Source organism: Pseudomonas sp. LBUM1658 (assembly GCF_059716055.1).
In genome coordinates, this window is sequence record NZ_CP166798.1 from 4,937,069 (window position 1) to 4,959,464 (window position 22,396).

Genomic DNA, 22,396 nt, shown 5'->3' on the forward strand with positions numbered 1-22,396 from the left:
AAAAGCTCAAGATCAAAAGATCGCAGCCTTCGGCAGCTCCTACATGAGCCACATAAAAACAAGAGGATTTTCTCATGGCTAAAATCGGATTTATCGGCACCGGCATCATGGGCCACCCAATGGCGTTGAACCTGCAGAAAGCCGGTCACAGCCTGTTCCTGTCGGCGCACCACGATGCCGCTCCTGCCGATCTGATCGCCGGTGGCGCGGTCGCTCTGGCGAGCCCGAAAGAAGTCGCCCAGGAAGCCGAGTTCATCATCGTCATGGTTCCGGATACCCCGCAGGTCGAAGACGTGCTGTTCCGCGCCGACGGCGTGGCGGCCGGTGTTGGCAAAGGCAAAATCGTGATCGATATGAGCTCGATCTCGCCGACCGCAACCAAAACCTTCGCGGCGAAAATCAACGAAAAAGGCGCGCAATACCTCGACGCCCCGGTGTCCGGCGGTGAAGTCGGCGCCAAGGCCGCAACCCTGAGCATCATGATCGGCGGCGACAGCAGCGCCTTCGAGCGCGCCCTGCCGCTGTTCCAGAGCATGGGCAAGAACATCACCCTGGTCGGCGGCAACGGCGACGGTCAAACCGCCAAGGTAGCGAACCAGATCATCGTCGCGCTGAACATCCAGGCCGTCGCTGAAGCCCTGCTTTTTGCCTCGAAAAACGGTGCCGATCCGGCCAAGGTCCGTGAAGCACTGATGGGTGGTTTCGCTTCGTCGAAGATCCTCGAAGTTCACGGCGAGCGCATGATCAAAGGCACCTTCGATCCGGGCTTCCGCATCAGCCTGCACCAGAAGGACCTCAACCTGGCCCTGGCCGGCGCTCGCGAGCTGGGCATCAACCTGCCCAACACCGCCGGTACCCAGCAAGTGTTCAGCACCTGCGCGGCCATCGGTGGCAGCAACTGGGACCACTCGGCGCTGATCAAAGGCCTGGAACACATGGCGAACTTCTCGATTCGCGATAAATAAGGCCTGCACCAAACCTGTGGGAGCGAGCCTGTTGTGGCGAGGGGGCTTGCCCCCGTTGGGGTGCGAAGCGCCCCTGAAGCCAGTCACCGCAATCTTGCATTAGAAATGCAGTGACCGGTTTTACGATTGCTTCGCAATCGAACGGGGGCAAGCCCCCTCGCCACACTGGATCGAGCCACACACAGAAGATTTAGCCACACCCCAATAACAAGAAAACCCGGGAGCCCGCCATGTCGGTCGATCCGCAACAATTGCTCCGTGAGCTGTTCGCCACAGCCATTGACGCCGCCCACCCGCAGCAAGTTCTTGAAGCCCATTTGCCCAGCGATCGCAGCGGTCGGGTGATCGTGATTGGCGCCGGCAAAGCGGCCGCAGCCATGGCGCAAGTAGTCGAGCGTTGCTGGCAGGGCGAGGTGTCCGGGCTGGTGGTGACCCGTTACGGTCACGGCGCCCCCTGCGAAAAAATCGAAGTGGTCGAAGCAGCCCATCCGGTGCCTGACGCCGCCGGTCTGGCCGTGGCAAAAAGAGTACTGGAACTGGTCAGCGACCTGGGTGAAGACGACCGGGTGATCTTCCTGCTCTCCGGTGGCGGTTCGGCATTGCTCGCGCTGCCGGCGGCCGGCATCACCCTCGCCGACAAACAATCGATCAACAAAGCCCTGCTCAAATCCGGCGCCACCATCGGCGAGATGAACTGCGTACGCAAACACCTCTCGGCGATCAAGGGCGGACGCCTGGCCAAGGCCTGTTGGCCGGCGACTGTCTACACCTATGCCATTTCCGATGTACCGGGGGACCTGGCGACCGTGATCGCTTCCGGTCCCACCGTGGCCGACCCAAGCACCTCGGCCCAGGCTCTGGCGATTCTGCAACGCTACGCCATCGACGTTCCAGCAACGGTGCGCAACTGGCTGCAAAGCGCGGAATCGGAGACGGTCAAACCCGGCGATCCGAGCCTGGCCCGCAGTCATTTCCAGCTGATCGCGCGGCCGCAGCAATCCCTGGAAGCGGCAGCGGTGAAAGCGCGTCAGGCCGGGTTCAGCCCATTGATTCTCGGCGACCTGGAAGGCGAGTCCCGTGAAGTGGCCAAGGTCCATGCAGGCATTGCCCGTCAGGTGGTCCTGCATGGCCAGCCGCTGGCTGCGCCTTGCGTGATTCTATCCGGCGGCGAAACCACCGTCACCGTGCGCGGCAACGGCCGTGGCGGGCGCAACGCTGAGTTCCTGCTGAGTCTCACCGACAGCCTCAAGGGTCTGCCCGGGGTGTATGCACTGGCCGGCGACACCGACGGTATCGACGGTTCCGAAGACAACGCCGGCGCCATCATGACCCCCGACAGCTACGCCCGCGCCGCGGCCATGGGCCTGAGTGCCAGTGACGAGCTGGATAACAACAATGGCTATGGCTACTTCGCCGCGCTGGACGCGTTGATCGTCACCGAGCCGACCCGCACCAACGTCAACGACTTCCGTGCCATCCTGATTCTCGAGAGCCTTGAATATGACGCCTGACAAGAAGGTCAAAATCCTCGCCACCCTCGGCCCGGCCACCGACGGGATCGACGCTATCCGTGAATTGGTCAAAGCCGGGGTGAACATCTTTCGCCTCAACTTCAGCCATGGTGATCACGCCGACCACGCTCAGCGTTACCAGTGGATTCGGGAAGTCGAACAGCAGCTGAACTATCCCCTGGGGATTCTGATGGACCTGCAAGGCCCGAAACTGCGGGTCGGCAAATTTGCCGCGGGCAAGGTTCAGCTGGTGCGCGGTCAGGCGCTGCGTCTGGATCTGGACCCGACACCCGGCGACCAACGCCGGGTCAACCTGCCCCACCCGGAAATCATCGCTGCGCTCGAACCGGGCATGGACCTGCTGCTGGACGACGGCAAGCTGCGCCTGCGGGTCACCGCCAAACACGCCGACGCCATCGACACCACAGTGCTCAACGGCGGTGAGTTGTCCGACCGCAAAGGTGTCAACGTGCCTCAGGCGGTGCTGGATCTGAGTCCGTTGACGGCCAAGGATCGCCGCGACCTGAGCTTCGGTCTGGAACTGGGCGTCGACTGGGTCGCGTTGTCCTTCGTGCAGCGCCCGCAAGACATCCGCGAAGCCCGTGAGCTGATCGGCGACAAAGCCTTTTTGATGGCGAAAATCGAGAAGCCGTCAGCGGTCGAACAACTGCGCGAAATCGCCGAGCTGAGCGATGCAATCATGGTCGCCCGGGGTGATCTGGGCGTGGAAGTTCCGGCCGAGAGCGTGCCGCAGATCCAGAAAAACATCATCACTATCTGCCGCCAGCTCGGCAAACCGGTGGTAGTCGCGACGCAGATGCTCGAGTCGATGCGCTTCTCCCCGGCACCCACCCGCGCTGAAGTCACTGATGTCGCCAATGCCGTGGCCGAAGGGGCCGATGCGGTGATGCTCTCGGCGGAAACCGCCTCCGGCGATTACCCGCTGGAAGCCGTGCAGATGATGAGCAAGATCATCCGTCAGGTCGAAGGCGGCCCGGATTATCAGGCGCAACTGGACGTCAGCCGACCACAGGCCGAAGCCACGGTGTCCGATGCCATCAGCTGTGCAATCCGCCGTATCAGCAGCATCCTGCCGGTGGCGGTGCTGGTGAACTACAGCGAGTCCGGCAGCTCGAGTTTGCGCGCCGCGCGGGAACGGCCGACAGTGCCGATCCTCAACCTCACCCCGAACCTGCAGACCGCCCGCCGGTTGACGGTGGCCTGGGGCGTGCATTCGGTGGTCAATGATCGGTTGCGTCAGGTTGACGAGGTCTGCTCCACCGCCCTGGAAATCGCCCAGGCCCAAGGCATGGCCAAGCGTGGCGATACGCTATTGATCACTGCGGGTGTGCCTTTTGGTCAGCCAGGGTCGACTAACTCGTTGCGCATTGAGACGTTGATCTAGCGAACAGCCCTTGTGGCGAGGGAGCTTGCTCCCGCTGGGTCGCGAAGCGGCCCCAAGACGGATCCCGAGTTTAACCTGCCGAATTGGGAGTTCCGGATTACGACTGCTGCGCAGCCGAGCGGGAGCAAGCTCCCTCGCCACAGGTTTATTCACAACCTGAGTTCTGCCTCTGTACTTAGACCCCACCCATGCCTGCCAACCACTTCAACACCCACTGCCCCGACTGGGCCACCGCCCTGCTCAACGGCTTTAGCCAGATTTTCCTGCAGCGCCATCCGCTCTGCGGTTTGCTGTGTCTGTTGGCGATTCTGCTGACCGCCCCGACGCTGCTCGGCGGTGCCCTGCTGGGCGGCGTCGCCGGTTTGCTCACCGCGCAACGGCGCGGTTATGCCAAGGACGAGCGCCAGGCCGGGCTCTACAGTTACAACGGCGTCCTGCTGGGCCTGTTGCTAAGCCAGCAGTTCGCCTGGTCCGCGATGCTGCCGCCACTGATCATTGCCTGCGGCGGTCTCGGCGCGATCCTCACCCAGCAGTGGCTCAAACGCACCCGCGTCCAGCATTGCCTGCCCGCCTACACCGCACCGTTCGTGGGCTTGAGCTGGTTGCTGCTCAGTCTCGCCGCGCCCCACCCGCTACCCTCCATCCAGCTGCCCGAACTGAATTGCCTCAACCTGCTGAGTGCCATGTTCAAAGGGTTGGGCCAGATCATGCTACTCGATCATCCATTGGCCGGTATGCTGATCGCCGGCGGGCTGCTGATTGCCAACCGTCGCGCTGCTGCCTGGGCATTACTGGGGTCCGGCGTCGGTCTGGCATGTGCATTACTGCTCAACGAAACCTCAACCGCTTTACTCGGCTTGAACGGCTACAACCCGGCACTGGCCGCCCTTGCCTTCAGCCAGCAACGTCGCCAACCCTGGTTGCCGTTGCTCGGCATCGCCCTGGCCATACTGCTGACACCCGGTTTCAGTGCCTTGGGTCTTGCGCCTCTCACCGCGCCTTTTATCATTGCTTGCTGGCTGGTCCACGCCGGCATTCGCGTGTTGCGTCAGGCGGCAATGGACAGTGCGCCTTGCGCAATCGAGGAGAATCACCCTAGGCTTCGCTGATCATCGGTTCAGGCGTTATCCATGGACAGCAGCAACAATTGGCGTGAACGGCTTTACGTCATGATTTTCCAGAGCGACACAGTGGCTGGACGGCGCTTCGACAGCATCTTGCTGTTGATCATCCTCTCCAGCCTGGTGATCGTGATTCTCGACAGCATCGACAGCGTTCACCAGAACTATGCAGATCTGCTGGCCTACATCGAATGGGGCTTCACTGTCATCTTCATCATCGAATACGGCCTGCGTCTGTACTGCTCGCCCAAGCCGATGCGCTACGCCTTCAGTTTCTACGGGCTGGTAGACCTGCTGGCGATCGTCCCGGGGATCCTTGCGCTGTATTACGCCGATGCCCAATTCCTGCTGATCATCCGCATCATCCGGATGCTGCGGATTTTCCGCGTGCTCAAGCTCAGTCCGTACCTCAAGCAAGCCAACTATTTGATGTCGGCCCTGCGCGGCAGCAAACAGAAAATCATCGTGTTTCTGCTCAGCGTGTCGACCCTGGTCACGGTGTTCGGCACGCTGATGTACGTGGTCGAAGGCCCGGAACACGGCTTCACCAGCATTCCCATTGGGATCTATTGGGCGATCGTCACCCTGACCACCGTCGGTTTCGGCGATATCGTGCCCAGGACTCCGCTGGGCCAGGTCATCTCGTCACTGGTGATGATCACCGGTTACTCGATCATCGCCGTGCCAACCGGGATCTTCACCGCCGAATTAGCCAACGCCATGCGCGGTGAACAGCTTCAGCACGACTGCCCGGTGTGCAAGAAAAACCATCACGAACATGGCGCAGCGTTCTGCTCCCGTTGCGGCAATGTGCTGTTCAAGAAAATAGAATAAGCAAAGTGCTTTTTAATCTTTAAAGAGCTATGCGGCCCCAGCTATAGTCGCTGGCAAATGGCCTCACATTGAATAGAACAAGGATTGCGCAGTGAAAAAACTCTTTAGCGCCTCACTTCTGGCCGCCGGTCTGGCACTGGGCAGCGTGGCTCAGGCCGCACCAACCCTGCTGAACGTTTCCTACGATGTAATGCGAGATTTCTACAAGGACTACAACGCTGCCTTCCAGAAACACTGGCAAGCCGAACACAACGAAAACATCACCCTGCAGATGTCCTTCGGCGGCTCCAGCAAACAAGCCCGCTCGGTGATCGACGGCCTGCCGGCTGACGTCATCACCATGAACATGGCCACCGACATCAACGCCCTCGCCGACAACGGCAAGCTGGTTCCCGAGAACTGGGTCACCCGTCTGCCGAACAACAGCGCACCGTTCACCTCGGCCACCGTGTTCATCGTCCGCAAAGGCAATCCGAAAGCCTTGAAAGACTGGCCGGACCTGCTCAAGGACGGCGTGCAAGTCATAGTGCCAAACCCGAAAACCTCCGGTAACGGCCGCTACACCTACCTCTCGGCCTGGGGCTACGTGCTGAAGAACGGCGGTGACGAGAACAAGGCCAAGGAATTCGTCGGCAAGCTGTTCAAGCAAGCCCCGGTCCTCGACACTGGCGGCCGCGCAGCCACCACCACCTTCATGACCAACCAGATCGGTGACGTACTGGTGACCTTCGAAAACGAAGCCGAAATGATCGCCCGTGAATTCGGTCGCGAGCAGTTCGAAGTGATCTACCCAAGCGTCTCCGCCGAAGCCGAGCCGCCAGTCAGCGTGGTCGACAAAGTCGTCGACAAGAAAGGCACCCGTGCCGTGGCCGAGCAATACCTGAAATACCTCTGGTCCCCGGAAGGCCAGGAAATCGCCGCCGCCAACTACCTGCGTCCACGGGACCCGGCAGTGCTGGCCAAGTACACCGACCGTTTCCCGAAAGTCGACTTCCTCTCGGTAGAGAAAACCTTCGGCGACTGGCGCACCGTGCAAAAGACCCACTTCAATGATGGAGGGGTTTTTGATCAGATCTACAGCGGGCAATAAGCGCTGAGGGTTGAGATCTTTAGCGACTGTTCAACCGCTTTCGCGAGCAAGTCGGATCGCCGCACCGCCGCTCCCACAGGTACAACTCAATACCTGTGGGAGCGGGCTTGCTCGCGATGGGGCCGGACCAGCCGACGCAAATTCTGATCAGTCGCCTCAACCGGCCATCATTCAGCAAGCACCGCTTCGGCTTCAATTTCGATCAACCATTCCGGTAGCGACAATCCACTGACGATAATCCAGGAGGATGGCGGAGGATTGTCCGGGAAACGCTCGCGCAGCACCTTTGCGATAGAGTCCTGCTCGTCGCGAGCCGATTCGGCGATGTAGATTCGCAACATGATCACATGGCTTAATCCCCTCCCCGCTCAGCCAATAGCTTTTCAATGTTATCGATGGCCGTGCAGCTCTGCTCGAACAGGCCAGGCCCAACCGTGCGTTCATTGGCATCGACGCCAACCTGACCGGAAAGGAGCAGTCGGCGACCGCCACGCACCTCTATCGCTTGACTGAACCCGTACTGCAACGAGTTGAAAACCGAGGGTGGATTGATTGCAGTCTTCTGCATGTTGCCTCCTGGCAATGGACTGACCAAATACCCTATCCGAATGCAGCTGGCAGTCCCAGCCGAAATCGGGCCCCTGAAAAATCCGGAAATACACCGTAGAGCACAGACATAAAGCGCAACCTGAACATTGCACCTAATGCCGAACCAGCTTCTCCATAGCCGCATCCGCTAGAAACGAAGAACGGCTCTTGACGTTGTGCTCACGCACGTAACGATCGATGCGCTGAATGACAAAACCTGGCAGCGTCACGTTGACCTTCTCGGTTTTGCCGAGATAGGGAGCGATATCCAGTTCCAGCATTCCCCAGCCCATGTCGGCGAACTCGGGATTATCACGGTGTGCCGCAGCCGAAGTCGGCATGGGAATCGCCTGCCCGTCGGCGGCAATCTCTTGCAGCATGATATGGGCAATCTCGACGGCCGCGTTGTAGGCCTCTTCGAATGTATCGCCTGCGGTCACGGCACCCGGTATATCGGGGATCTGAATACCGATGGCGGTGTTGTCGTCGCCCCATTCGATACAGATTGGATATTGCATTGAGGTTCTCCTGCGAAACTAACGTCGTGCTAAACAAGCCCGGCTCGTTTCCTGATGCTTTTGACCGTCCCGATCGGCAAGTCTTTCTTCGGATGAGGTACGGGTAGCGTGTGCGGACTGTAAGGGTGGACGAAGATGTGATGACTGCCGGTGACTCGATCGAGTATCCAACCCGCAGCTTCCAGCTCCTTGATCAATAGCCTGCTCTGCACCACCAGCCTCCTTGCTCCGGCCCAATAAAAATAACTCTGGAGTTACCTTTATTCAAGCACAAAAAATCGAAACGCGACTTTGTGGTGTTTTAGAGAGTATTTAACAGGACACATTTCGTTTATTGCGATTTTCGTTTGTTTCGAATAGAATTTTAGCATCGCCTATTCAAAATGACTGGAATTCACCATGTCCAAAGTTATCCACCCACCCATTCACCTGCCGATGGAGCGTGAAGTACAAGCCGCCATTGAGGGGCAGCGGGCCTTGGCCGCGTTTCTTGCTACCCACTTTGAAACTCAGCATATCCAGATATTTGATGAGCAGAACGAAGCTCACACTGTCGAGCTACCCACTTCGGCCCTTCGATTACTGGTGGATATCCTGGCGGAGCTGGCGGCGGGCAATGCGGTCAAGGTTGTGCCTGTCCACGCTGAGCTGACCACGCAAGAAGCGGCCGACCTGCTCAATGTTTCTCGTCCGCACCTGGTCAAGCTGTTGGAGTCTGGCGAGCTGCCCTTTCACAAGACCGGTAAACATCGTCGCGTAAGATTTGCCGAGTTGATGGATTACAAAAGCAAGCGCGACAGCGCCAGTGAGCAGGCAATGAATCTGCTGGCGGAACAGGCACAAGCGTTAAGGATGGGATACGAGTGAGGCATTCTCCCTTTACTGCTGTGTACGACGCCTGTGTTCTTTACCCTGCCCCATTGCGTGACTTCCTGATGTGGCTCGCACTTTCCGGCCGGTTCCGCGCGAGACGAGTTCGTCGATAATTTGTTCGATCTTGACCCCGCAGCCGTCGTGGCAGCAGCCCAACGGCAGCGCCAGCAACTGAAGATGCCGCCGATGGATGTCGACCCCTATCTCGAGCTTCTAATGCGACAGGGCCTTGTCCAGTCGGTCAAAGCGCTAAACCAATACCGAGCCATTCTCTAGCACACGGACTCGATCTCCACCCAATGCAAAAACGGCAACCCTGAGGCTGCCGTTTTTCTTTACTGACTGAACTGACGCCCCAATCCCGACGGCACGCCATGGATATCCGTCTCTTCCCAAGGCCCGTTCGGGCTGACGGAGCGGCTCCAGCCGTTGTTCCAGCGGTAGTAGGTACGCTGGCGGTAGAAGGTGTCGGTCTGGTCGTCGAGGACGTAGACGCCCAGCTTGGCATCCCAGTGGCTATTGCCGCCCGGTGGTGGGGCGAAGCTGGCTGAGGTGCGTGGCAGCGGCTTGGCCGGTTTGGCCGGTGCGGTCGGCTTGCTCGGCGCTTTGGGTGGCACCGGCTGAGTGCTCGGCCCTGACGGTGGGATCGGCGGCATGGGCGCAGGTGTCGGCCGTTGGACCGCGCATGCGCTTAGACCCAGGACCAGACTGAGCAGGGTGATTCGAGCAATGGCGGTCATAAGCGGTTCTCTATTATTTGTCCGGGCTGTCGATGGTCAGTTGCTGCGGCGCGGTGGTGCTGCTGGCCAGGGGCTGGCTGCGTCCGATCCATTCGCCGGCAGTCGGTTTACCGGCGCGGGAGATGCGCGCAACCAGTTGGACTTCAGGGAAGTTAGACAGTTTCAACTGCGGCATCATCGCGTCGGCATCGCCCAATTCGACGGTCGCCGGCAGATCCGCAACAGTCAGCCGCTTGGCGGCCAATGGCGCGGGCGGGCCGGAGGTGGCGCGGGCGAAGATGAATACGCTATCGCCCGGCTGGACCTTGGCTTTGACGTCCGCCGCCAGATCGACACGGACCTTGAGCAGCGCTGCGGTTTTCGCCACCGCCGCTGGAGCATCAGCAACTTTGCCGCCGCTCTCCTGCAGTTTCTCGCTGGCCCGAGTGATTCCGCCTTGCAGCGCGGCGCGGGAGCTGTCCTCCGGCGGCAGTTGCGCCAGCAGGCGATTCCAGTACTCGATCGCTTCCTGGTAGCGCTCGCCTTCGAAAGCGGCGATGCCCAGCAGGCCGAGGCTGGTGACTTCTTTCGGGTCGACCTTCAGCGCTTCATCGGTCAAGGCCTGAACCTTGTCCGACCATTTTTTGTTGTCGGCAAAGTATTGCGCCTGAGCCCACTGGCCGAGCAGTTCCGGCTGACGACCGGCCACTGCCACCGTGCGCTCGAAGATTTTCGCCGCATCCGCCGGGCGATCCTGGGCCATGTAGGTGCGACCAAGGAAGTACAGGCCTTCAGCCGAATCCGGCTGCGCAGCGACGGCACGCTCCAGACGACGGGTCATCTCTTCCATCGATTGCGGGGCCTGGGCGAATTCGCGGGTCAGCTCGACCTTGTCGCTGGCGCCAAAATGCAGGTACAGGCCAAGGCCCAGCACCGGCACCAGAATGGCCGCCAGCAACGGTGCCGGCTTGCCCAGACGGGAAACCCGCGGGGTCTCGGTGCCTTCGGTATCGGCCAGCAGTTCACGGGCTGCTTCGGCGCGGCCGGCGTCCATTTGCGCTGAAGTGAGAACACCTTCTTCTTGCTGAGTTTGCAACTCAGCCACGCGTTCCTGGTAAAGCGCTACGTTCAGCGCGGTACGATCCTCTTCACGCTGGGCACGGCGGCCGCGTAAAACCGGGATCAGCAGAAAACTCAGGGCTACCAGTAGCAGCAGACCTGCAGCGAGCCAGAAATCAATCATTCTTGGTCTTTATCCAACAGTTGATCGAGGCGCTTGCGCTCCTCGGTGGAAAGCGTGTCCGGGGTGTCGGTGCGCTGTACGCGACGACGGCGGATGATCACGGCAATGATCACGATCCCACCCAGCAGCAGCCCGGCCGGGCCGAACCAGAGCACCGCGGTTTTCGAGGTCAGGGCCGGCTTGTAACGCACGAAGTCGCCATAGCGCTCGACCATGAAGTCGATGATCTGCTGATTGTCCTTGCCCTCGCCGAGCATGCGGAAAATCTCTTTGCGCAAGTCGGCGGCAATCGGCGCGTTGGAATCAGCGATGTCCTGGTTCTGACACTTGGGGCAACGCAACTCTTTGGTCAGCTCGCGAAAACGCTCACGGTCGGTGTCATTGGCGAACTCGTAGGTATCGATCGCCGCGTGGGCCATACCGGCGATACTCAGGCCGAGAATGGCCGCGGCTATCCAGCGCTTCATGGCTTGGCCTCATCGACGAGTGCCTGATACTTGCCTGCCAGTTTTTCGCGCCAGACCGCTTCGTCGATCACTCCGACGAATTTGTCTCGAATGATGCCCTTGGCATCGATGAAGAAGGTTTCCGGGGCGCCGTAAACGCCCAGGTTCAGGCCCAGGGAGCCCTCCTCGTCACGGATATCCAGCAGGTACGGATTGTGGAATTCCTTGAGCCACTTCAGCGCATCGACATTGACGTCCTTGTAGTTGACGCCGTAGATCGCCACGCCCTGCTCGGCCAGTTTATTCAGCACCGGATGTTCGACCCGGCAGGAAATGCACCAGGTGGCCCAAACGTTGACCAGTGCCGGTTTGCCGAGCAGATCCGCCTGGGTCAACTGCTTGTCACCCTGCACGGTCGGCAGCGAAAAAGCCGGGAACGGCTTACCGATCATTGCCGACGGCAGCTCGGCCGGGTTCAGGAACAGCCCGCGGTAGAGAAACACCGCCACCAGCAGAAACACCGCCAGCGGCAACAACATTATCCAACGCTTCATGCGGTGGCTCCAGACAGGCCCAGTGCTTCCTGCACTCGGCTTTTCACCTTGACCCGATAACGTCGATCCAGGGCCGCCAGCAATCCACCGAGACCGGTGAGCAGGCCACCGAACCAGATCCAGCGCACGAACGGCTTGACGTGCACCCGCACTGCCCAGGCGCCTTCGCCCAGGGGTTCGCCGAGGGCGACATACAGGTCACGAGTGAAACCGGCGTCGATCCCGGCTTCGGTCATCACCGAGTTCTGCACGGTGTAGAGGCGTTTTTCCGGGTGCAGCACGCTGATTTCCTTGCCGTCGTGGATGACCCGCACGGTGCCTTTGTCCGAGGTGAAGTTCGGCCCTTCGTAGTGCTTGGCGCCTTCAAAGATAAATTGGTAACCGCCCAGGTCCATGGATTCTCCCGGTGCCAGGCGCAGGTCACGCTCGGCGCTGTTCTGGCTGGAAAGCACCACGCCCAGGGCGCAGACGGCGATCCCCAGGTGCGCCACTTGCATGCCCCAATAGCTGCGGGTCAGGGTCGGCAGGCCTTTGATCAGGCCTTTGTGGCGGGTCTTGTCGAAGATGTCGCGCACACCGGCAAGCAATACCCAGGCGGCGAGCATGAAGGTCGCCAGCACCGCCCAATTGAAATCGCCATAAGCGATGCCGGCCACCACGGCCAGCGCCGCGCTGCCGAGCAAGACCGGAGTCAGCATGCTCAGCAACCATTTGACCGGTGTGTCTTTCCAGCGCACCAGCATGCCAACCGCCATCACCACCATCAGCAACGCCATCAGCGGGATGAACAGTGCATTGAAGTACGGCGGGCCAACCGACAGCTTGGCGCCGGTCATGGCGTCGAGGATCAGTGGGTACAGAGTGCCGAGCAGAATCATCGACGCGGCGACCACCAATACCAGGTTGTTGCCCAGCAGCAGGGTTTCCCGCGACCACAGGTTGAACCCGACATGGCTCTTGACCACCGGCGCGCGCAGGGCAAACAGCGTCAACGAACCGCCGACCACGAACAGCAGGAAGATCAGGATGAATACCCCGCGTTCCGGATCGGAGGCGAAGGCATGCACCGAAGTCAGTACGCCGGAACGCACCAGGAAGGTTCCCAGCAGGCTCAAGGAGAACGCGGCGATGGCCAGCAACACCGTCCAGCTTTTGAACACACCACGTTTTTCGGTAACGGCCAGCGAGTGAATCAGCGCCGTACCGACCAGCCAAGGCATGAAGGAGGCGTTTTCCACCGGGTCCCAGAACCACCAGCCGCCCCAGCCGAGTTCATAGTAGGCCCACCAGGAGCCGAGGGTGATGCCGATGCCGAGGAACGCCCAGGCAACGATGGTCCATGGCCGCGACCAGCGCGCCCAGGCGGCATCCAGACGCCCGCCAAGCAACGCCGCGATGGCGAAGGCGAAGGCCACGGAGAAGCCGACATAACCCATGTAGAGCATTGGCGGATGGACGATCAGGCCGATGTCTTGCAGCAACGGGTTGAGGTCGCGACCATCGGTAGGTATTTGCGGCAGAATCCGCGCGAACGGGTTGGAGGTGAGGATCAGGAACAGCAGGAAGCCGGTGCTGATCATGCCCATCACCGCCAGCACCCGCGCCAGCATCACTTGCGGCAACTGCCGGGAGAATATTGACACCGCAAAGGTCCAGCCGCCGAGGATCAACGCCCAGAGCAGCAAGGAACCTTCGTGGGCACCCCATACGGCACTGAATTTGTAGTACCAGGGCAAGGCACTGTTGGAGTTGCTGGCGACATAGGCGACGGAAAAATCGTCGGCCATGAAGGCATAGGTCAGACAGCCGAAGGCGAAGGTCAGGAAAGCAAACTGGCCCCAGGCGGCAGGCTGGGCCAGGCCCATCCACATCCGGTCACCGCGCCAGGCACCGAGCAACGGCACCACGGCCTGTACCAGCGCAAAACACAGCGCCAGAATCATCGCCAGATGGCCCAGCTCGGGAATAAAGATTCCAGCAGTCATCGGTTAACCCTCTTTCACTGGTGTCGGTGCCGATTGACCGCTGTCTTTCAGGGCCTTGGTCACTTCCGGTGGCATGTACTTTTCATCGTGTTTGGCCAGCACTTCGTCGGCTACCACCACGCCATCAGCGTTGATTTTGCCGAGGGCGACGATGCCCTGCCCTTCACGGAACAGGTCCGGGAGGATGCCGCGGTAGGTGATGGTGACGGATTTGCTGAAGTCGGTGACAATGAATCGCACGTCCAGGGAATCCCCGGAGCGTTGCAGCGAACCCTTCTCGACCATGCCGCCGGCACGGATACGCGTGTCTTTCGGTGCTTCGCCATTGGCGATCTGGGTCGGGGTGTAGAACAGATTGATGTTCTGCTGCAGAGCGCTCAAGGCCAGGCCAACAGCAGCGCCGACTCCGACTAGAAGCGCGAGAATGATCATTAGACGCTTTTTACGCAGCGGATTCACTTGCCGTTCTCCCGGCGCAGACGACGCGCCTCTTGTTGCAGATAACGCTTGCGGGCCAGGATCGGCGCCGCGACGTTGAGGGCCAGCACTGCAAAACAGATGCCATAGGCTGACCAGACATATAGGCCGTGATGGCCCATGGCGAGAAAATCGCCGAGGGAGGCAAAACTCATCGTGCAGCCTCCAGAGTATTCAGCACCTGAGCCTTGACCCAACTGCTGCGGGCTTCACGTTTGAGCACTTCGAGGCGCATGCGCAGCAACAGCACCACGCCGAAGAAACAGTAGAAACCCAACACTGTCAGCAGCAGCGGCAACCACATCTCGGCGGGCATCGCCGGTTTCTCGGTGAGACTGAAAGTCACACCTTGATGCAGTGTATTCCACCACTCTACAGAGTATTTGATGATCGGGATGTTGATCACCCCGACAATTGCCAGCACCGCGCAGGCCTTGGCCGCGCTGTCACGATTACTGATGGCGTTGCCCAGCGCAATGAGACCGAAGTACAGAAACAGCAGAATCAGCATGGACGTTAGTCGTGCATCCCAGACCCACCACGAGCCCCAGGTCGGTTTGCCCCAGATGGCCCCGGTGACCAGCGCCACCACGGTCATCCAGGCACCGATAGGCGCGGCGCATTGCAGGGCGACGTCGGCCAGTTTCATCTTCCACACCAGCCCGACGATGCCGCACACCGCCAGCATCACGTAGCAGGACTGCGCCAGCATGGCGGCCGGGACGTGGATGTAGATGATCCGAAAGCTGTCGCCTTGCTGGTAATCCGGCGGCGCGAAAGCCAGGCCCCAGACCGCCCCGATGCCGATCAGCAGCACTGCGGCCACACTCAGCCAGGGCAGCATTCTGCCGCTGATACCATAAAACCACTTGGGCGAGCCGAGCTTATGAAACCAAGTCCAGTTCATTGCTGTTTCCATCACGGTTGCTTTTCGTCAGCACGAAAAGCCAGGGTCTGCCTTTTTTCAACAAAAAGTGATCAAAAAATGACCAGACCTCATTATTATTCGCCGACGCTGATCTTCAGGCCAGCAGCTATTGCAAAAGGTGTCAGGGTTACCGCCAGGGCGGTCAGGCTGCCAAGCCAGAGCAGGTAACCCGTTGCCGGCATGCCCTGCAATGCCGCCTGCAAGGCGCCACTGCCGAGAATCAGTACCGGGATGTACAAGGGCAGAATCAACAGTGCCAGCAACAAGCCACCACGTTTCAATCCCACCGTCAGCGCCGCGCCCACCGCACCGAGCAAACTCAGTATCGGTGTACCGAGCAGCAATGACACCAGCAACACCGGCAGACAAGCGGCCGGTAAACCGAGCATCAAGGCCAGCAAGGGTGCGAGCAAAACCAGTGCCAGGCCGGAAAACGCCCAGTGTGCCAGTACCTTGGCCAAAACCAGAAGAGGCAGGGGGTGCGACGAAAGGACCCACTGCTCCAGTGATCCGTCCTCGAAATCACTGCGGAAAAGCCCGTCCAGCGAGAGCAGGACGGACAATAAGGCCGCTACCCACACCAGCCCCGGAGACAAGGTTTGCAACAATTGAGTCTCAGGACCGACCGCCAATGGAAACAATGCGACGACAATTGCGAAGAAAACCAGCGGATTCGCCAGCTCGGCCGGACGCCGAAACAACAACCGCGCCTCGCGGGCAACCAGTAGTCCGAAAACACTCATTCGGCCCGGCCCTCAAGGTATAAGCCCAAATCGATGTCGCGATAACTCCCAGGCATGCGAGTCAAGGTGTGGTGAGTGGTCAACACCACCATACCACCCTGCTCACAGTGAACGGCGAGGTGCTCTTCGAGCTGCGCCACGCCTTGTTTGTCGAGGGCGGTGAAAGGTTCGTCGAGGATCCACAGCCGTGGGCTGTCCAGATAGAGCCGGGCCAGCGCCACGCGGCGCCGCTGACCGGCGGACAAGGTGTGACAGGGCACATCCTCGAAACCGCGCAGACCTACCGAACCCAGCGCTTTCCAGATAGCTTCATGGCTGGCCGGCTGATGCAGGGCGCAGAGCCAGCTGAGGTTTTCTTCCGGCGTCAGCAAATCCTTGATCCCGGCGGCGTGACCGATCCACAGCAGGTTATGCGCCTGGTCAGTACTTTGCGCTTTCAAGGGTTGGCCGTTGAACAAGACCTGGCCAGCAGTCGGCTGCATCAGGCCGGCCAGCAGGCGCAGCAGACTGGTCTTGCCGCTGCCGTTGGGGCCGCTGATCTGCAACATATCACCGCCCGCCAGACGCAATTCGAGGTTTTCGAAGAGCATCCGCCAGTCTCGCTCACAGGCGAGCGCTACGGCTTCTAGAAGTGGGCTGGTCAAGAGATCGCGGGCCTTTAGGGTTCAAGTCGGCGGTGGAGCGGCCGTTAAAGTGATGCAGAATAATTGAATTGGCGGCCTGCTCTGGAGAGCTGCGTCAACATTTGTGATGTTTTCAGCGCGCCCTTGATAACGGGGCGGCATTATACATGTCATGTCCTGATCCAAAGAGGGCAATTTCGACAGGTTGTGACCCGATGACAGGCGAAATGAACATACTCCCGCTGCCACCGCCCACTCCCGGCGCCACGCGCCCGGCCGCGGTGAGTGGCGAGTTGCTCAAACTGCTGCAACCGCTGGAAGGCCTGATCGCCGCCGGGCAGACCGCCAAGGCCGAAGTGTTGTCGCTGAAACAGGCGGATCAGACGTTCCAGTTGCTGCTCAAGCTGACGCTCGACAGCGGCCGCCAGACTACCATCCAGGCCACCAGCAACCAGCCCCTGCTCGAAGGCACGAACCTGGCGGTGAGCCAGCCGTCGGCCGGCAAACTGGCAATCAGCGTGCAGCAGGCCATCGCCTCCAGCGTCGCCACCCTCACCCGCCTGGATACCTCGCAACTGCCGGTCGGCAGTTTGCTCCAGGGCAAGGTGCTGACCACTCAGTTGCTGCCACAACCCCCTGGCCAACCCTCGGTTTATCGCTCGCTGGTGAGCCTGCTCAATACCGCCCTGAGCGGCAGCACCTTGAGCATCGACAGCCCGCAACCGCTGCGCGTCGGCAGCCTGCTCAGCACCATGGTCCAAGGATCACAGGCGTTGAGCTTCGTGCCCCTGAGCGGTCGTCAGGACCAACTGGCAGTGGCGCAACAACTGATCAGTCAACAGAGCCGCCAGGGTTCGCTGGAGGGCTTGCTCAACGCCTTGCAGAATCAGACCTCAGCCGGCACTACATCAACCGATCTGCGCGCGGCCATCGACAAGTTGCTGAGCGGATTGCCCGACGCCCAACAGTTGAGCACGCCCAAGGGCCTGGCCCAGGCGCTGGCCAACAGTGGTCTGTTTCTTGAAGCGAAGTTGCTCGCCGGGCAAAACCCGGCGCTGACCCCGGACATGAAGGGCAACCTGCTGCGACTGATCGGGCAAATGGCCCCCGGTTTGCCGGCCAACACCAACTTCAACGCAATCATTGCCGCCAACACCTTGGCCCAGGCGTTGCCGAGCTTTGTCCGCAGCGCCCTCGGCACCCTCGGCCAAGTCAGCGCCAAACCACACCCCGGCGGCTTCCCGCTACCTTCGCGCTTGCTGCAAAGTCAGGACGGCGAAGGTGATCTGGAACACTTGCTGCGCCTGGCTGCCGCGGCGGTTTCCCGCCTGCAAAGCCATCAGCTGTCGAGTCTGGAACAGACCGGCCTCACCGCCGATGGCAATCTGCAAAGCACCTGGCAGCTGGAAATCCCCATGCGCAACCTGCAGGACATAGTGCCGTTGCAACTCAAGTTTCAGCGCGAGGAAACACCCGAGAAAGAACCGAGCGAAAAACACCCGGAGCGCGAACCCAAGCAACTGTTGTGGCGAGTCGAGCTGGCGTTCGCCATGGAACCGCTCGGGCCGCTGCAGATTCAGGCACAGCTGGTTCAGGGCCGATTGTCCGGTCAGCTATGGGCCGAGCGGCCGTACACCGCCAGCCTGATCGAGAGCCACTTGAGCGGGCTGCGTGAACGCCTGGTCGCCTCAGGCCTGAACGTCGGCGATCTGGACTGCCACCTCGGCACACCTCCCCAAGGCGCACAAACCCGCCTCGAACAACGCTGGGTCGACGAAACCGCATGAAAAACCCCACCCCACCCCGCCAGGCCATCGCCCTCAAATACGACGGCCAGCACGCACCGACCCTCACCGCCAAGGGCGACGACGAACTGGCCGAAGCCATTCTGAAGATTGCCCGCGACTGCGAAGTGCCGATCTACGAAAATGCCGAGCTGGTGAAATTGCTGGCAAGAATGGAACTGGGCGACAGCATCCCGGAAGAGTTGTACCGGACCATCGCCGAGATTATTGCGTTTGCCTGGAACCTCAAAAGCAAGTTCCCCGAAGGCCATGACCCGCAAGCACCGATGATGGAGCGGGATGTAACGGCGCAGGGAGATGACTACTAGTCGAGAGGGATGTTGACTTTAAGGTCGTCTTCGCGGGTGCTGTGCCCCTGTAGGAGCAGCCGGGCGGCGTTCCGCTTGCTCGCGATGGTCGTCAACGATAACGCGTGTTGTCTGAATGAACGCGCCGCCCTCGAGTCCATCGCGAGCAAGCTCGCTCCTACACTTTCTGGGCTGACATCTTGTCGACCCTCAATAGACGCAACAGCATGAAAGACCGACCGACAATCAAGCCATTAATAAAACCCGAGGCAAGGGAGGAACAGACAATGGCCGAGACTTCATTGACTACTTCTGGATTAATTGCGGCGTGATAGCCGCTATAGTATCGCCATGCGAAAAAAAGCCAGTAGACAATCAATACCTTGGGCGATCCACCAATGACTAGATTGTCACCCTCTCGTCCGACATCACGACATGAGTAAAAATCGAAAGCTGCGAACCACCCCGTCACCAAACCCGTCCCATAAGACGCCAGAGGCATAAACAAGCCCTGAGATAGATTCAAGGAAAACAGCGATACCATTACGAAAATCAGCGACACTAACAGCAAGGACCTTTTGGTTTCATGATTTTCGAAACAGGCCAGAACTCCGTAGTAAGTTATTACGAAAAAAAACCGCATAAACCCAAAGCGGTGTACTACATAGCACATCCAGCATACAAGCCCCTTCACGACTTGGTTTTTTATTGGCCTTTTAGAGGCAGTCGCCGATATAGAGGCATCAGAATAATAGCGAAGCGGGATCAGAAATCAAGGTATCCAGCAGACAGATTACTTCCGAAAAACATGTAGGAATAGTCGCCACATAAATGCTTGCGCGACAGATATGAACGAATAACTTTCCAGGTGTCGTACCAGACCCTCGTCGAGATCATCGTCTTGGTCTGGAACCTGAAAGGCACGCTCCCGGAGGCCATCACCCGCAAGCGCTGATGATGGAGCGATATGTGACGGCGCAGGGAGAGGACTACTAGTCGAGAGGGATGTTGGCTTTTAGGCAATCTTCGCGGGCAAGCCCGCTCCCACAGGGTAACGCGGTGCATCAGTAACACAGCGGAATCTGTGGGAACGGCCAACACGACGACGCTAACTTCAATCAATATATTATTTAAGCGGACTGATTATTGTCTTCTCGTCGAATATCACCAGCTGTGACTTTGCCATTCCATATATAAAGAATAAAAGAAATACGTATCCCGACGAGAGGCAGGGACGCCCCCATAAAGTCCCTACCCAGCAAATCGTAAAGTTTACCATCAGGTGTAGACCTGACCGTACCTTTTGCTTTCGGAGTTACCACCGGCCAACCTGGATCTTCTAAATCAAATGACTCAATGACCCCTGTATGACGGACTGGCTCTTGTTCCATGTACGTTCTCCTTCGATCGCTAATCAATTATTCGAAACATATTGAAATCTCGCGCACTGACAGATAGTCAATACTCAAGCGGATTATGGAGAACCTTGACTATATGAACACTATCCAATGTGTAACATTTAAAATATCAATTACTGTCGAGCCATTAACTTGATGATCGACGAGGTAGACGTTACAAGTGACGGGATTCTATCTAAAAGAACGCAGTCGCAGGTTTCAGGGCTGCTTCGCAGCCCAGCGGGGGCAAGCCCCCTCGCCACAACAAGCTCCTTGGCTGCAATTGTTCATCGCCAGCAGCTCGTCTTCAGTTTTTGTGCACCTTGGTCATCAACTCGGCTTCGGCCTGGGTCAGGCCGCAGGACTGGGTCAGTTCGTCGACGCTGGCACCCATGCCCACCAAGCGCGCGGCCTGGGCGAATGAGAGGCTGGTCGGATCACGCTGTTCCAGCCGGGCCAGTTTGTCCGGCAATGGCTCGACCACCGCCCGCAGTTCATGCAGGGCATCGCCCATCCGCACATTACCGTTCTGGTAATCGTCGACGCGCTTGGCCAGGTCCTTGATGCGCTGATCGCGCAGTGCATCGGCCTGGGTTTGGGCCTGGACCTGGACCAGAGCGGCCTGCCGCTGGCGCTTGGCGTAGGCCAGGAACAGCCCCAGGGTCGTTACCCAGAGGATGCCCAGAACAATCACAGCCACCTCAAGAATCAATCAGATTTGCTCCAGGTCCGACCATTCTTCTTCGCTCATCATCTTGTCCAGCTCGACCAGGATCAGCAGTTCGCCGTTCTTGTTGCACACACCCTGGATGAACTTGGCCGATTCTTCGTTACCGACGTTGGGCGCGGTTTCGATTTCCGACTGACGCAGATAAACCACTTCCGCCACGCTGTCGACCATGATCCCGACCACTTGCTTGTCGGCTTCGATGATCACGATACGGGTGTTGTCGCTGATTTCAGCGTTCATCAGTCCGAAGCGCTGACGGGTGTCGATCACGGTGACCACGTTGCCGCGCAGGTTGATGATGCCCAGCACGTAGGCTGGTGCACCCGGGACTGGCGCGATTTCGGTGTAGCGCAGGACTTCCTGAACGCGCATCACGTTGATGCCGTAGGTTTCATTGTCCAGCTTGAAGGTCACCCATTGCAGGATCGGATCTTCGGAACTCTGTAGAGACGACGACTTATTCATACCCCTGACCCCTCAAAAAAACCGTTGGAAACGGTGTGTGTTCTGTCTGGCCGCACTCAAGGTGCAGCCTGTTGTTGGTTATGCAGGCTTGTTCGTCGGCTTGCTGCCGGGCAGATGCCTGGCCCCACCGCTGGCAATCAATTCGGCCAGTTCGGCGACATCCAGCAGCGCGCACATGTGCTCGATCACCGTGCCGGCCAGCCATGGACGCTGACCACGATGGCTGCGCCATTTGATTTCGTTCGGATTCAGGCGCAGGGAACGGCTGACCTGATGCACCGCCAGCCCCCATTCATAGCCCTGAACCGAGATCACGTATTGCAAGCCCTGACGGAAATCATCGCGGTAGCGATCCGGCATGACCCAGCGCGCGGTATCCAGTACTTTCAGGTTGCCGGCCTGGCTCGGCAGAATCCCGAGGAACCACTCCGGCTGACCGAACAGCGGCGTCAGTTCGTGGCCGGCGAGGGAATAGATTGAACCCAGGCAAACCAGCGGCACTGCCAGCGTCAGGCCCGCCACATCGAACAGCAGGCATTCGAACGGTTCGCCAGCCCAGGACGGGCGACCGTCGCTATCGACTGGCGGCGGCGTGTTGCTCGGTGGCAGATGAACTTCGGCCACTGGCGCGACCAGGGCTTGCACCTGCGGTGCGACAGTCAACACGGGCGGCAAAACCGCTGCAGGTGCTTCGACCAAGGCAACCGGGGCTCGTACCACTGGCGCTAGCACTGGCGCCGCGACCACCGCGGGTTGCTGCGCATCGCGGGCCTGCTCTTCGAGCACGGCGGCCTGAAACTCATCCAGCGTGTCTTGCGCCGCCACCCGCTCGGGCAACGCTTCAGGTGTCAGTTCAAGCTCTTCGGTCGCGTCCTGCAGCAGCGCGTCCAGATAAGACTGCAGCGCCAGTTGCGGCCGAGAAGTGATTTTTACCGGCCGGTTCATTGTTTTCTCCAGCAGATCATTCGGTGCGCCGGAAAAGATCGCAGGCTGCGCCAGCTCCTACGCCGATCCTCCACACCCCGGATGTCGGGGGTGTACACAAATCCCGTAGGAGCTGCCGAAGGCTGCGATCTGTTGATCTTGATG

26 protein-coding genes and 2 pseudogenes are annotated in these 22,396 nt (G+C 59.6%); 10 read left to right on the forward strand and 18 right to left on the reverse strand.

Annotation, left to right across the window (positions count from 1 at the left end; all coding sequences use genetic code 11):
* Window positions 1–74: 74 nt before the first annotated feature.
* The 6 genes from ACA064_RS22625 to ACA064_RS22650 all read left to right on the forward strand — a co-directional run bounded on the left by ACA064_RS22625 (window position 75) and on the right by ACA064_RS22650 (window position 6,926).
* Entirely contained in the window at window positions 75–965 is an 891-nt protein-coding gene (locus tag ACA064_RS22625; protein WP_150643520.1) for a 2-hydroxy-3-oxopropionate reductase, read from the forward strand.
* A 230-nt stretch (window positions 966–1,195) separates the two neighbouring features.
* Window positions 1,196–2,476 carry a glycerate kinase type-2 family protein gene (locus ACA064_RS22630; RefSeq protein ID WP_497670119.1) on the forward strand — a complete coding sequence of 427 codons (1,281 nt, stop codon included), beginning with the start codon at window positions 1,196–1,198 and terminating at the stop codon, window positions 2,474–2,476.
* The gene (gene pyk, locus ACA064_RS22635; RefSeq protein ID WP_497670120.1) at window positions 2,466–3,881 is read left to right on the forward strand and encodes a pyruvate kinase; all 1,416 of its coding nucleotides are present in this window, start codon (window positions 2,466–2,468) and stop codon (window positions 3,879–3,881) included. The genes ACA064_RS22630 and pyk overlap by 11 nt, the downstream gene beginning before the upstream one ends.
* A 188-nt stretch (window positions 3,882–4,069) precedes the next feature.
* A complete protein-coding gene (locus ACA064_RS22640) occupies window positions 4,070–4,990 on the forward strand; it encodes an urea transporter (protein ID WP_497670121.1) in 921 nt (306 codons plus the stop codon).
* Between the two features lie 21 nt (window positions 4,991–5,011).
* Complete coding sequence (locus ACA064_RS22645) at window positions 5,012–5,836, forward strand: ion transporter (RefSeq protein WP_497670122.1); 825 nt, start codon at window positions 5,012–5,014, stop codon at window positions 5,834–5,836.
* A 91-nt stretch (window positions 5,837–5,927) separates the two neighbouring features.
* Window positions 5,928–6,926 carry a sulfate ABC transporter substrate-binding protein gene (locus ACA064_RS22650; RefSeq protein WP_497670123.1) on the forward strand — a complete coding sequence of 333 codons (999 nt, stop codon included), beginning with the start codon at window positions 5,928–5,930 and terminating at the stop codon, window positions 6,924–6,926.
* Window positions 6,927–7,093: 167 nt separating this feature from the next.
* Here ACA064_RS22650 and ACA064_RS22655 read toward each other — a convergent pair.
* The 3 genes and pseudogenes from ACA064_RS22655 to ACA064_RS22665 form a co-directional block, all read right to left on the reverse strand.
* A pseudogene (locus ACA064_RS22655) lies at window positions 7,094–7,494 on the reverse strand (RidA family protein).
* Window positions 7,495–7,627: 133 nt separating this feature from the next.
* Window positions 7,628–8,032, reverse strand: coding sequence for a type II toxin-antitoxin system HicB family antitoxin (locus ACA064_RS22660; RefSeq protein ID WP_497670124.1), 405 nt, complete (start codon window positions 8,030–8,032; stop codon window positions 7,628–7,630).
* A 29-nt stretch (window positions 8,033–8,061) separates the two neighbouring features.
* Window positions 8,062–8,244 (reverse strand): type II toxin-antitoxin system HicA family toxin, encoded by a 183-nt coding sequence (locus tag ACA064_RS22665; protein ID WP_489356822.1) that lies wholly within the window; start codon window positions 8,242–8,244, stop codon window positions 8,062–8,064.
* Between the two features lie 187 nt (window positions 8,245–8,431).
* Here ACA064_RS22665 and ACA064_RS22670 point away from each other — a divergent pair, with 187 nt between their 5' ends.
* Complete coding sequence (locus ACA064_RS22670) at window positions 8,432–8,899, forward strand: helix-turn-helix domain-containing protein (protein WP_497670125.1); 468 nt, start codon at window positions 8,432–8,434, stop codon at window positions 8,897–8,899.
* Window positions 8,896–9,181: pseudogene (locus tag ACA064_RS22675) on the forward strand (VapC50 family PIN domain-containing toxin). Before ACA064_RS22670 ends, ACA064_RS22675 begins: the two are co-directional and overlap by 4 nt.
* Before the next feature lie 59 nt (window positions 9,182–9,240).
* Here the strand turns inward: ACA064_RS22675 and ACA064_RS22680 are convergent.
* The 10 genes from ACA064_RS22680 to ccmA form a co-directional block, all read right to left on the reverse strand.
* Entirely contained in the window at window positions 9,241–9,645 is a 405-nt protein-coding gene (locus ACA064_RS22680; protein ID WP_150643512.1) for a hypothetical protein, read from the reverse strand.
* 13 nt (window positions 9,646–9,658) lie between these two features.
* Window positions 9,659–10,867: a c-type cytochrome biogenesis protein CcmI gene (ccmI, locus tag ACA064_RS22685; RefSeq protein WP_497670126.1), complete on the reverse strand. Its 1,209-nt coding sequence runs from the start codon at window positions 10,865–10,867 to the stop codon at window positions 9,659–9,661.
* Window positions 10,864–11,334 carry a cytochrome c-type biogenesis protein gene (locus ACA064_RS22690; RefSeq protein ID WP_497670127.1) on the reverse strand — a complete coding sequence of 157 codons (471 nt, stop codon included), beginning with the start codon at window positions 11,332–11,334 and terminating at the stop codon, window positions 10,864–10,866. Before ACA064_RS22690 ends, ccmI begins: the two co-directional genes overlap by 4 nt.
* Window positions 11,331–11,867 carry a DsbE family thiol:disulfide interchange protein gene (locus ACA064_RS22695; protein WP_497670128.1) on the reverse strand — a complete coding sequence of 179 codons (537 nt, stop codon included), beginning with the start codon at window positions 11,865–11,867 and terminating at the stop codon, window positions 11,331–11,333. Before ACA064_RS22695 ends, ACA064_RS22690 begins: the two co-directional genes overlap by 4 nt.
* The gene (locus ACA064_RS22700) at window positions 11,864–13,852 is read right to left on the reverse strand and encodes a heme lyase CcmF/NrfE family subunit (protein ID WP_497670129.1); all 1,989 of its coding nucleotides are present in this window, start codon (window positions 13,850–13,852) and stop codon (window positions 11,864–11,866) included. Before ACA064_RS22700 ends, ACA064_RS22695 begins: the two co-directional genes overlap by 4 nt.
* A gap of 3 nt (window positions 13,853–13,855) precedes the next feature.
* Window positions 13,856–14,311, reverse strand: a complete 456-nt coding sequence (gene ccmE, locus ACA064_RS22705; protein ID WP_497670130.1) for a cytochrome c maturation protein CcmE — start codon at window positions 14,309–14,311, stop codon at window positions 13,856–13,858.
* Window positions 14,308–14,484, reverse strand: coding sequence for a heme exporter protein CcmD (gene ccmD / locus ACA064_RS22710; RefSeq protein WP_497670131.1), 177 nt, complete (start codon window positions 14,482–14,484; stop codon window positions 14,308–14,310). The genes ccmE and ccmD overlap by 4 nt, the downstream gene beginning before the upstream one ends.
* Window positions 14,481–15,236 (reverse strand): heme ABC transporter permease, encoded by a 756-nt coding sequence (locus ACA064_RS22715; protein ID WP_497670132.1) that lies wholly within the window; start codon window positions 15,234–15,236, stop codon window positions 14,481–14,483. Before ACA064_RS22715 ends, ccmD begins: the two co-directional genes overlap by 4 nt.
* A 95-nt stretch (window positions 15,237–15,331) precedes the next feature.
* A complete protein-coding gene (gene ccmB / locus ACA064_RS22720; RefSeq protein ID WP_150643504.1) occupies window positions 15,332–16,000 on the reverse strand; it encodes a heme exporter protein CcmB in 669 nt (222 codons plus the stop codon).
* Window positions 15,997–16,644: a cytochrome c biogenesis heme-transporting ATPase CcmA gene (gene ccmA / locus ACA064_RS22725; RefSeq protein WP_497670133.1), complete on the reverse strand. Its 648-nt coding sequence runs from the start codon at window positions 16,642–16,644 to the stop codon at window positions 15,997–15,999. Before ccmA ends, ccmB begins: the two co-directional genes overlap by 4 nt.
* A gap of 194 nt (window positions 16,645–16,838) precedes the next feature.
* On the opposite strand from ccmA, the gene fliK reads away from it, so the two are divergent.
* Both fliK and ACA064_RS22735 read left to right on the forward strand, forming a co-directional pair.
* The gene (gene fliK / locus ACA064_RS22730; RefSeq protein ID WP_497670134.1) at window positions 16,839–18,410 is read left to right on the forward strand and encodes a flagellar hook-length control protein FliK; all 1,572 of its coding nucleotides are present in this window, start codon (window positions 16,839–16,841) and stop codon (window positions 18,408–18,410) included.
* Window positions 18,407–18,736: an EscU/YscU/HrcU family type III secretion system export apparatus switch protein gene (locus ACA064_RS22735; protein ID WP_497670135.1), complete on the forward strand. Its 330-nt coding sequence runs from the start codon at window positions 18,407–18,409 to the stop codon at window positions 18,734–18,736. The genes fliK and ACA064_RS22735 overlap by 4 nt, the downstream gene beginning before the upstream one ends.
* A 157-nt stretch (window positions 18,737–18,893) precedes the next feature.
* Here the strand turns inward: ACA064_RS22735 and ACA064_RS22740 are convergent, their stop codons facing one another.
* From ACA064_RS22740 to ACA064_RS22760, 5 genes are all read right to left on the reverse strand, one after another.
* Window positions 18,894–19,277 (reverse strand): hypothetical protein, encoded by a 384-nt coding sequence (locus ACA064_RS22740; RefSeq protein ID WP_497670136.1) that lies wholly within the window; start codon window positions 19,275–19,277, stop codon window positions 18,894–18,896.
* A 568-nt stretch (window positions 19,278–19,845) separates the two neighbouring features.
* Window positions 19,846–20,106 (reverse strand): hypothetical protein, encoded by a 261-nt coding sequence (locus tag ACA064_RS22745; RefSeq protein ID WP_497670137.1) that lies wholly within the window; start codon window positions 20,104–20,106, stop codon window positions 19,846–19,848.
* A gap of 313 nt (window positions 20,107–20,419) precedes the next feature.
* Window positions 20,420–20,824, reverse strand: a complete 405-nt coding sequence (locus ACA064_RS22750; RefSeq protein WP_497670138.1) for a DUF2802 domain-containing protein — start codon at window positions 20,822–20,824, stop codon at window positions 20,420–20,422.
* On the reverse strand, window positions 20,825–21,307 hold the full coding sequence (locus ACA064_RS22755; RefSeq protein WP_150804304.1) for a chemotaxis protein CheW: 483 nt from the start codon (window positions 21,305–21,307) through the stop codon (window positions 20,825–20,827).
* A 78-nt stretch (window positions 21,308–21,385) separates the two neighbouring features.
* Window positions 21,386–22,252, reverse strand: coding sequence for a CheW domain-containing protein (locus tag ACA064_RS22760; RefSeq protein WP_497670139.1), 867 nt, complete (start codon window positions 22,250–22,252; stop codon window positions 21,386–21,388).
* Window positions 22,253–22,396 lie beyond the last annotated feature (144 nt).

Excerpts from the sequence above, each read along its gene's own strand:
- ACA064_RS22625 (WP_150643520.1), top strand. The coding sequence starts at position 75 with ATGGCTAAAATCGGATTTATCGGCACCGGCATCATGGGCCACCCAATG.
- ACA064_RS22630 (WP_497670119.1), top strand. The coding sequence starts at position 1,196 with ATGTCGGTCGATCCGCAACAATTGCTCCGTGAGCTGTTCGCCACAGCC.
- pyk (WP_497670120.1), top strand. The coding sequence starts at position 2,466 with ATGACGCCTGACAAGAAGGTCAAAATCCTCGCCACCCTCGGCCCGGCC.
- ACA064_RS22640 (WP_497670121.1), top strand. The coding sequence starts at position 4,070 with ATGCCTGCCAACCACTTCAACACCCACTGCCCCGACTGGGCCACCGCC.
- ACA064_RS22645 (WP_497670122.1), top strand. The coding sequence starts at position 5,012 with ATGGACAGCAGCAACAATTGGCGTGAACGGCTTTACGTCATGATTTTC.
- ACA064_RS22660 (WP_497670124.1), bottom strand. The coding sequence starts at position 8,032 with ATGCAATATCCAATCTGTATCGAATGGGGCGACGACAACACCGCCATC.
- ACA064_RS22670 (WP_497670125.1), top strand. The coding sequence starts at position 8,432 with ATGTCCAAAGTTATCCACCCACCCATTCACCTGCCGATGGAGCGTGAA.
- ACA064_RS22680 (WP_150643512.1), bottom strand. The coding sequence starts at position 9,645 with ATGACCGCCATTGCTCGAATCACCCTGCTCAGTCTGGTCCTGGGTCTA.
- ccmI (WP_497670126.1), bottom strand. The coding sequence starts at position 10,867 with ATGATTGATTTCTGGCTCGCTGCAGGTCTGCTGCTACTGGTAGCCCTG.
- ACA064_RS22690 (WP_497670127.1), bottom strand. The coding sequence starts at position 11,334 with ATGAAGCGCTGGATAGCCGCGGCCATTCTCGGCCTGAGTATCGCCGGT.
- ACA064_RS22695 (WP_497670128.1), bottom strand. The coding sequence starts at position 11,867 with ATGAAGCGTTGGATAATGTTGTTGCCGCTGGCGGTGTTTCTGCTGGTG.
- ACA064_RS22700 (WP_497670129.1), bottom strand. The coding sequence starts at position 13,852 with ATGACTGCTGGAATCTTTATTCCCGAGCTGGGCCATCTGGCGATGATT.
- ccmD (WP_497670131.1), bottom strand. The coding sequence starts at position 14,484 with ATGAGTTTTGCCTCCCTCGGCGATTTTCTCGCCATGGGCCATCACGGC.
- ACA064_RS22715 (WP_497670132.1), bottom strand. The coding sequence starts at position 15,236 with ATGAACTGGACTTGGTTTCATAAGCTCGGCTCGCCCAAGTGGTTTTAT.
- ccmB (WP_150643504.1), bottom strand. The coding sequence starts at position 16,000 with ATGAGTGTTTTCGGACTACTGGTTGCCCGCGAGGCGCGGTTGTTGTTT.
- fliK (WP_497670134.1), top strand. The coding sequence starts at position 16,839 with ATGACAGGCGAAATGAACATACTCCCGCTGCCACCGCCCACTCCCGGC.
- ACA064_RS22735 (WP_497670135.1), top strand. The coding sequence starts at position 18,407 with ATGAAAAACCCCACCCCACCCCGCCAGGCCATCGCCCTCAAATACGAC.
- ACA064_RS22745 (WP_497670137.1), bottom strand. The coding sequence starts at position 20,106 with ATGGAACAAGAGCCAGTCCGTCATACAGGGGTCATTGAGTCATTTGAT.
- ACA064_RS22755 (WP_150804304.1), bottom strand. The coding sequence starts at position 21,307 with ATGAATAAGTCGTCGTCTCTACAGAGTTCCGAAGATCCGATCCTGCAA.
- ACA064_RS22760 (WP_497670139.1), bottom strand. The coding sequence starts at position 22,252 with ATGAACCGGCCGGTAAAAATCACTTCTCGGCCGCAACTGGCGCTGCAG.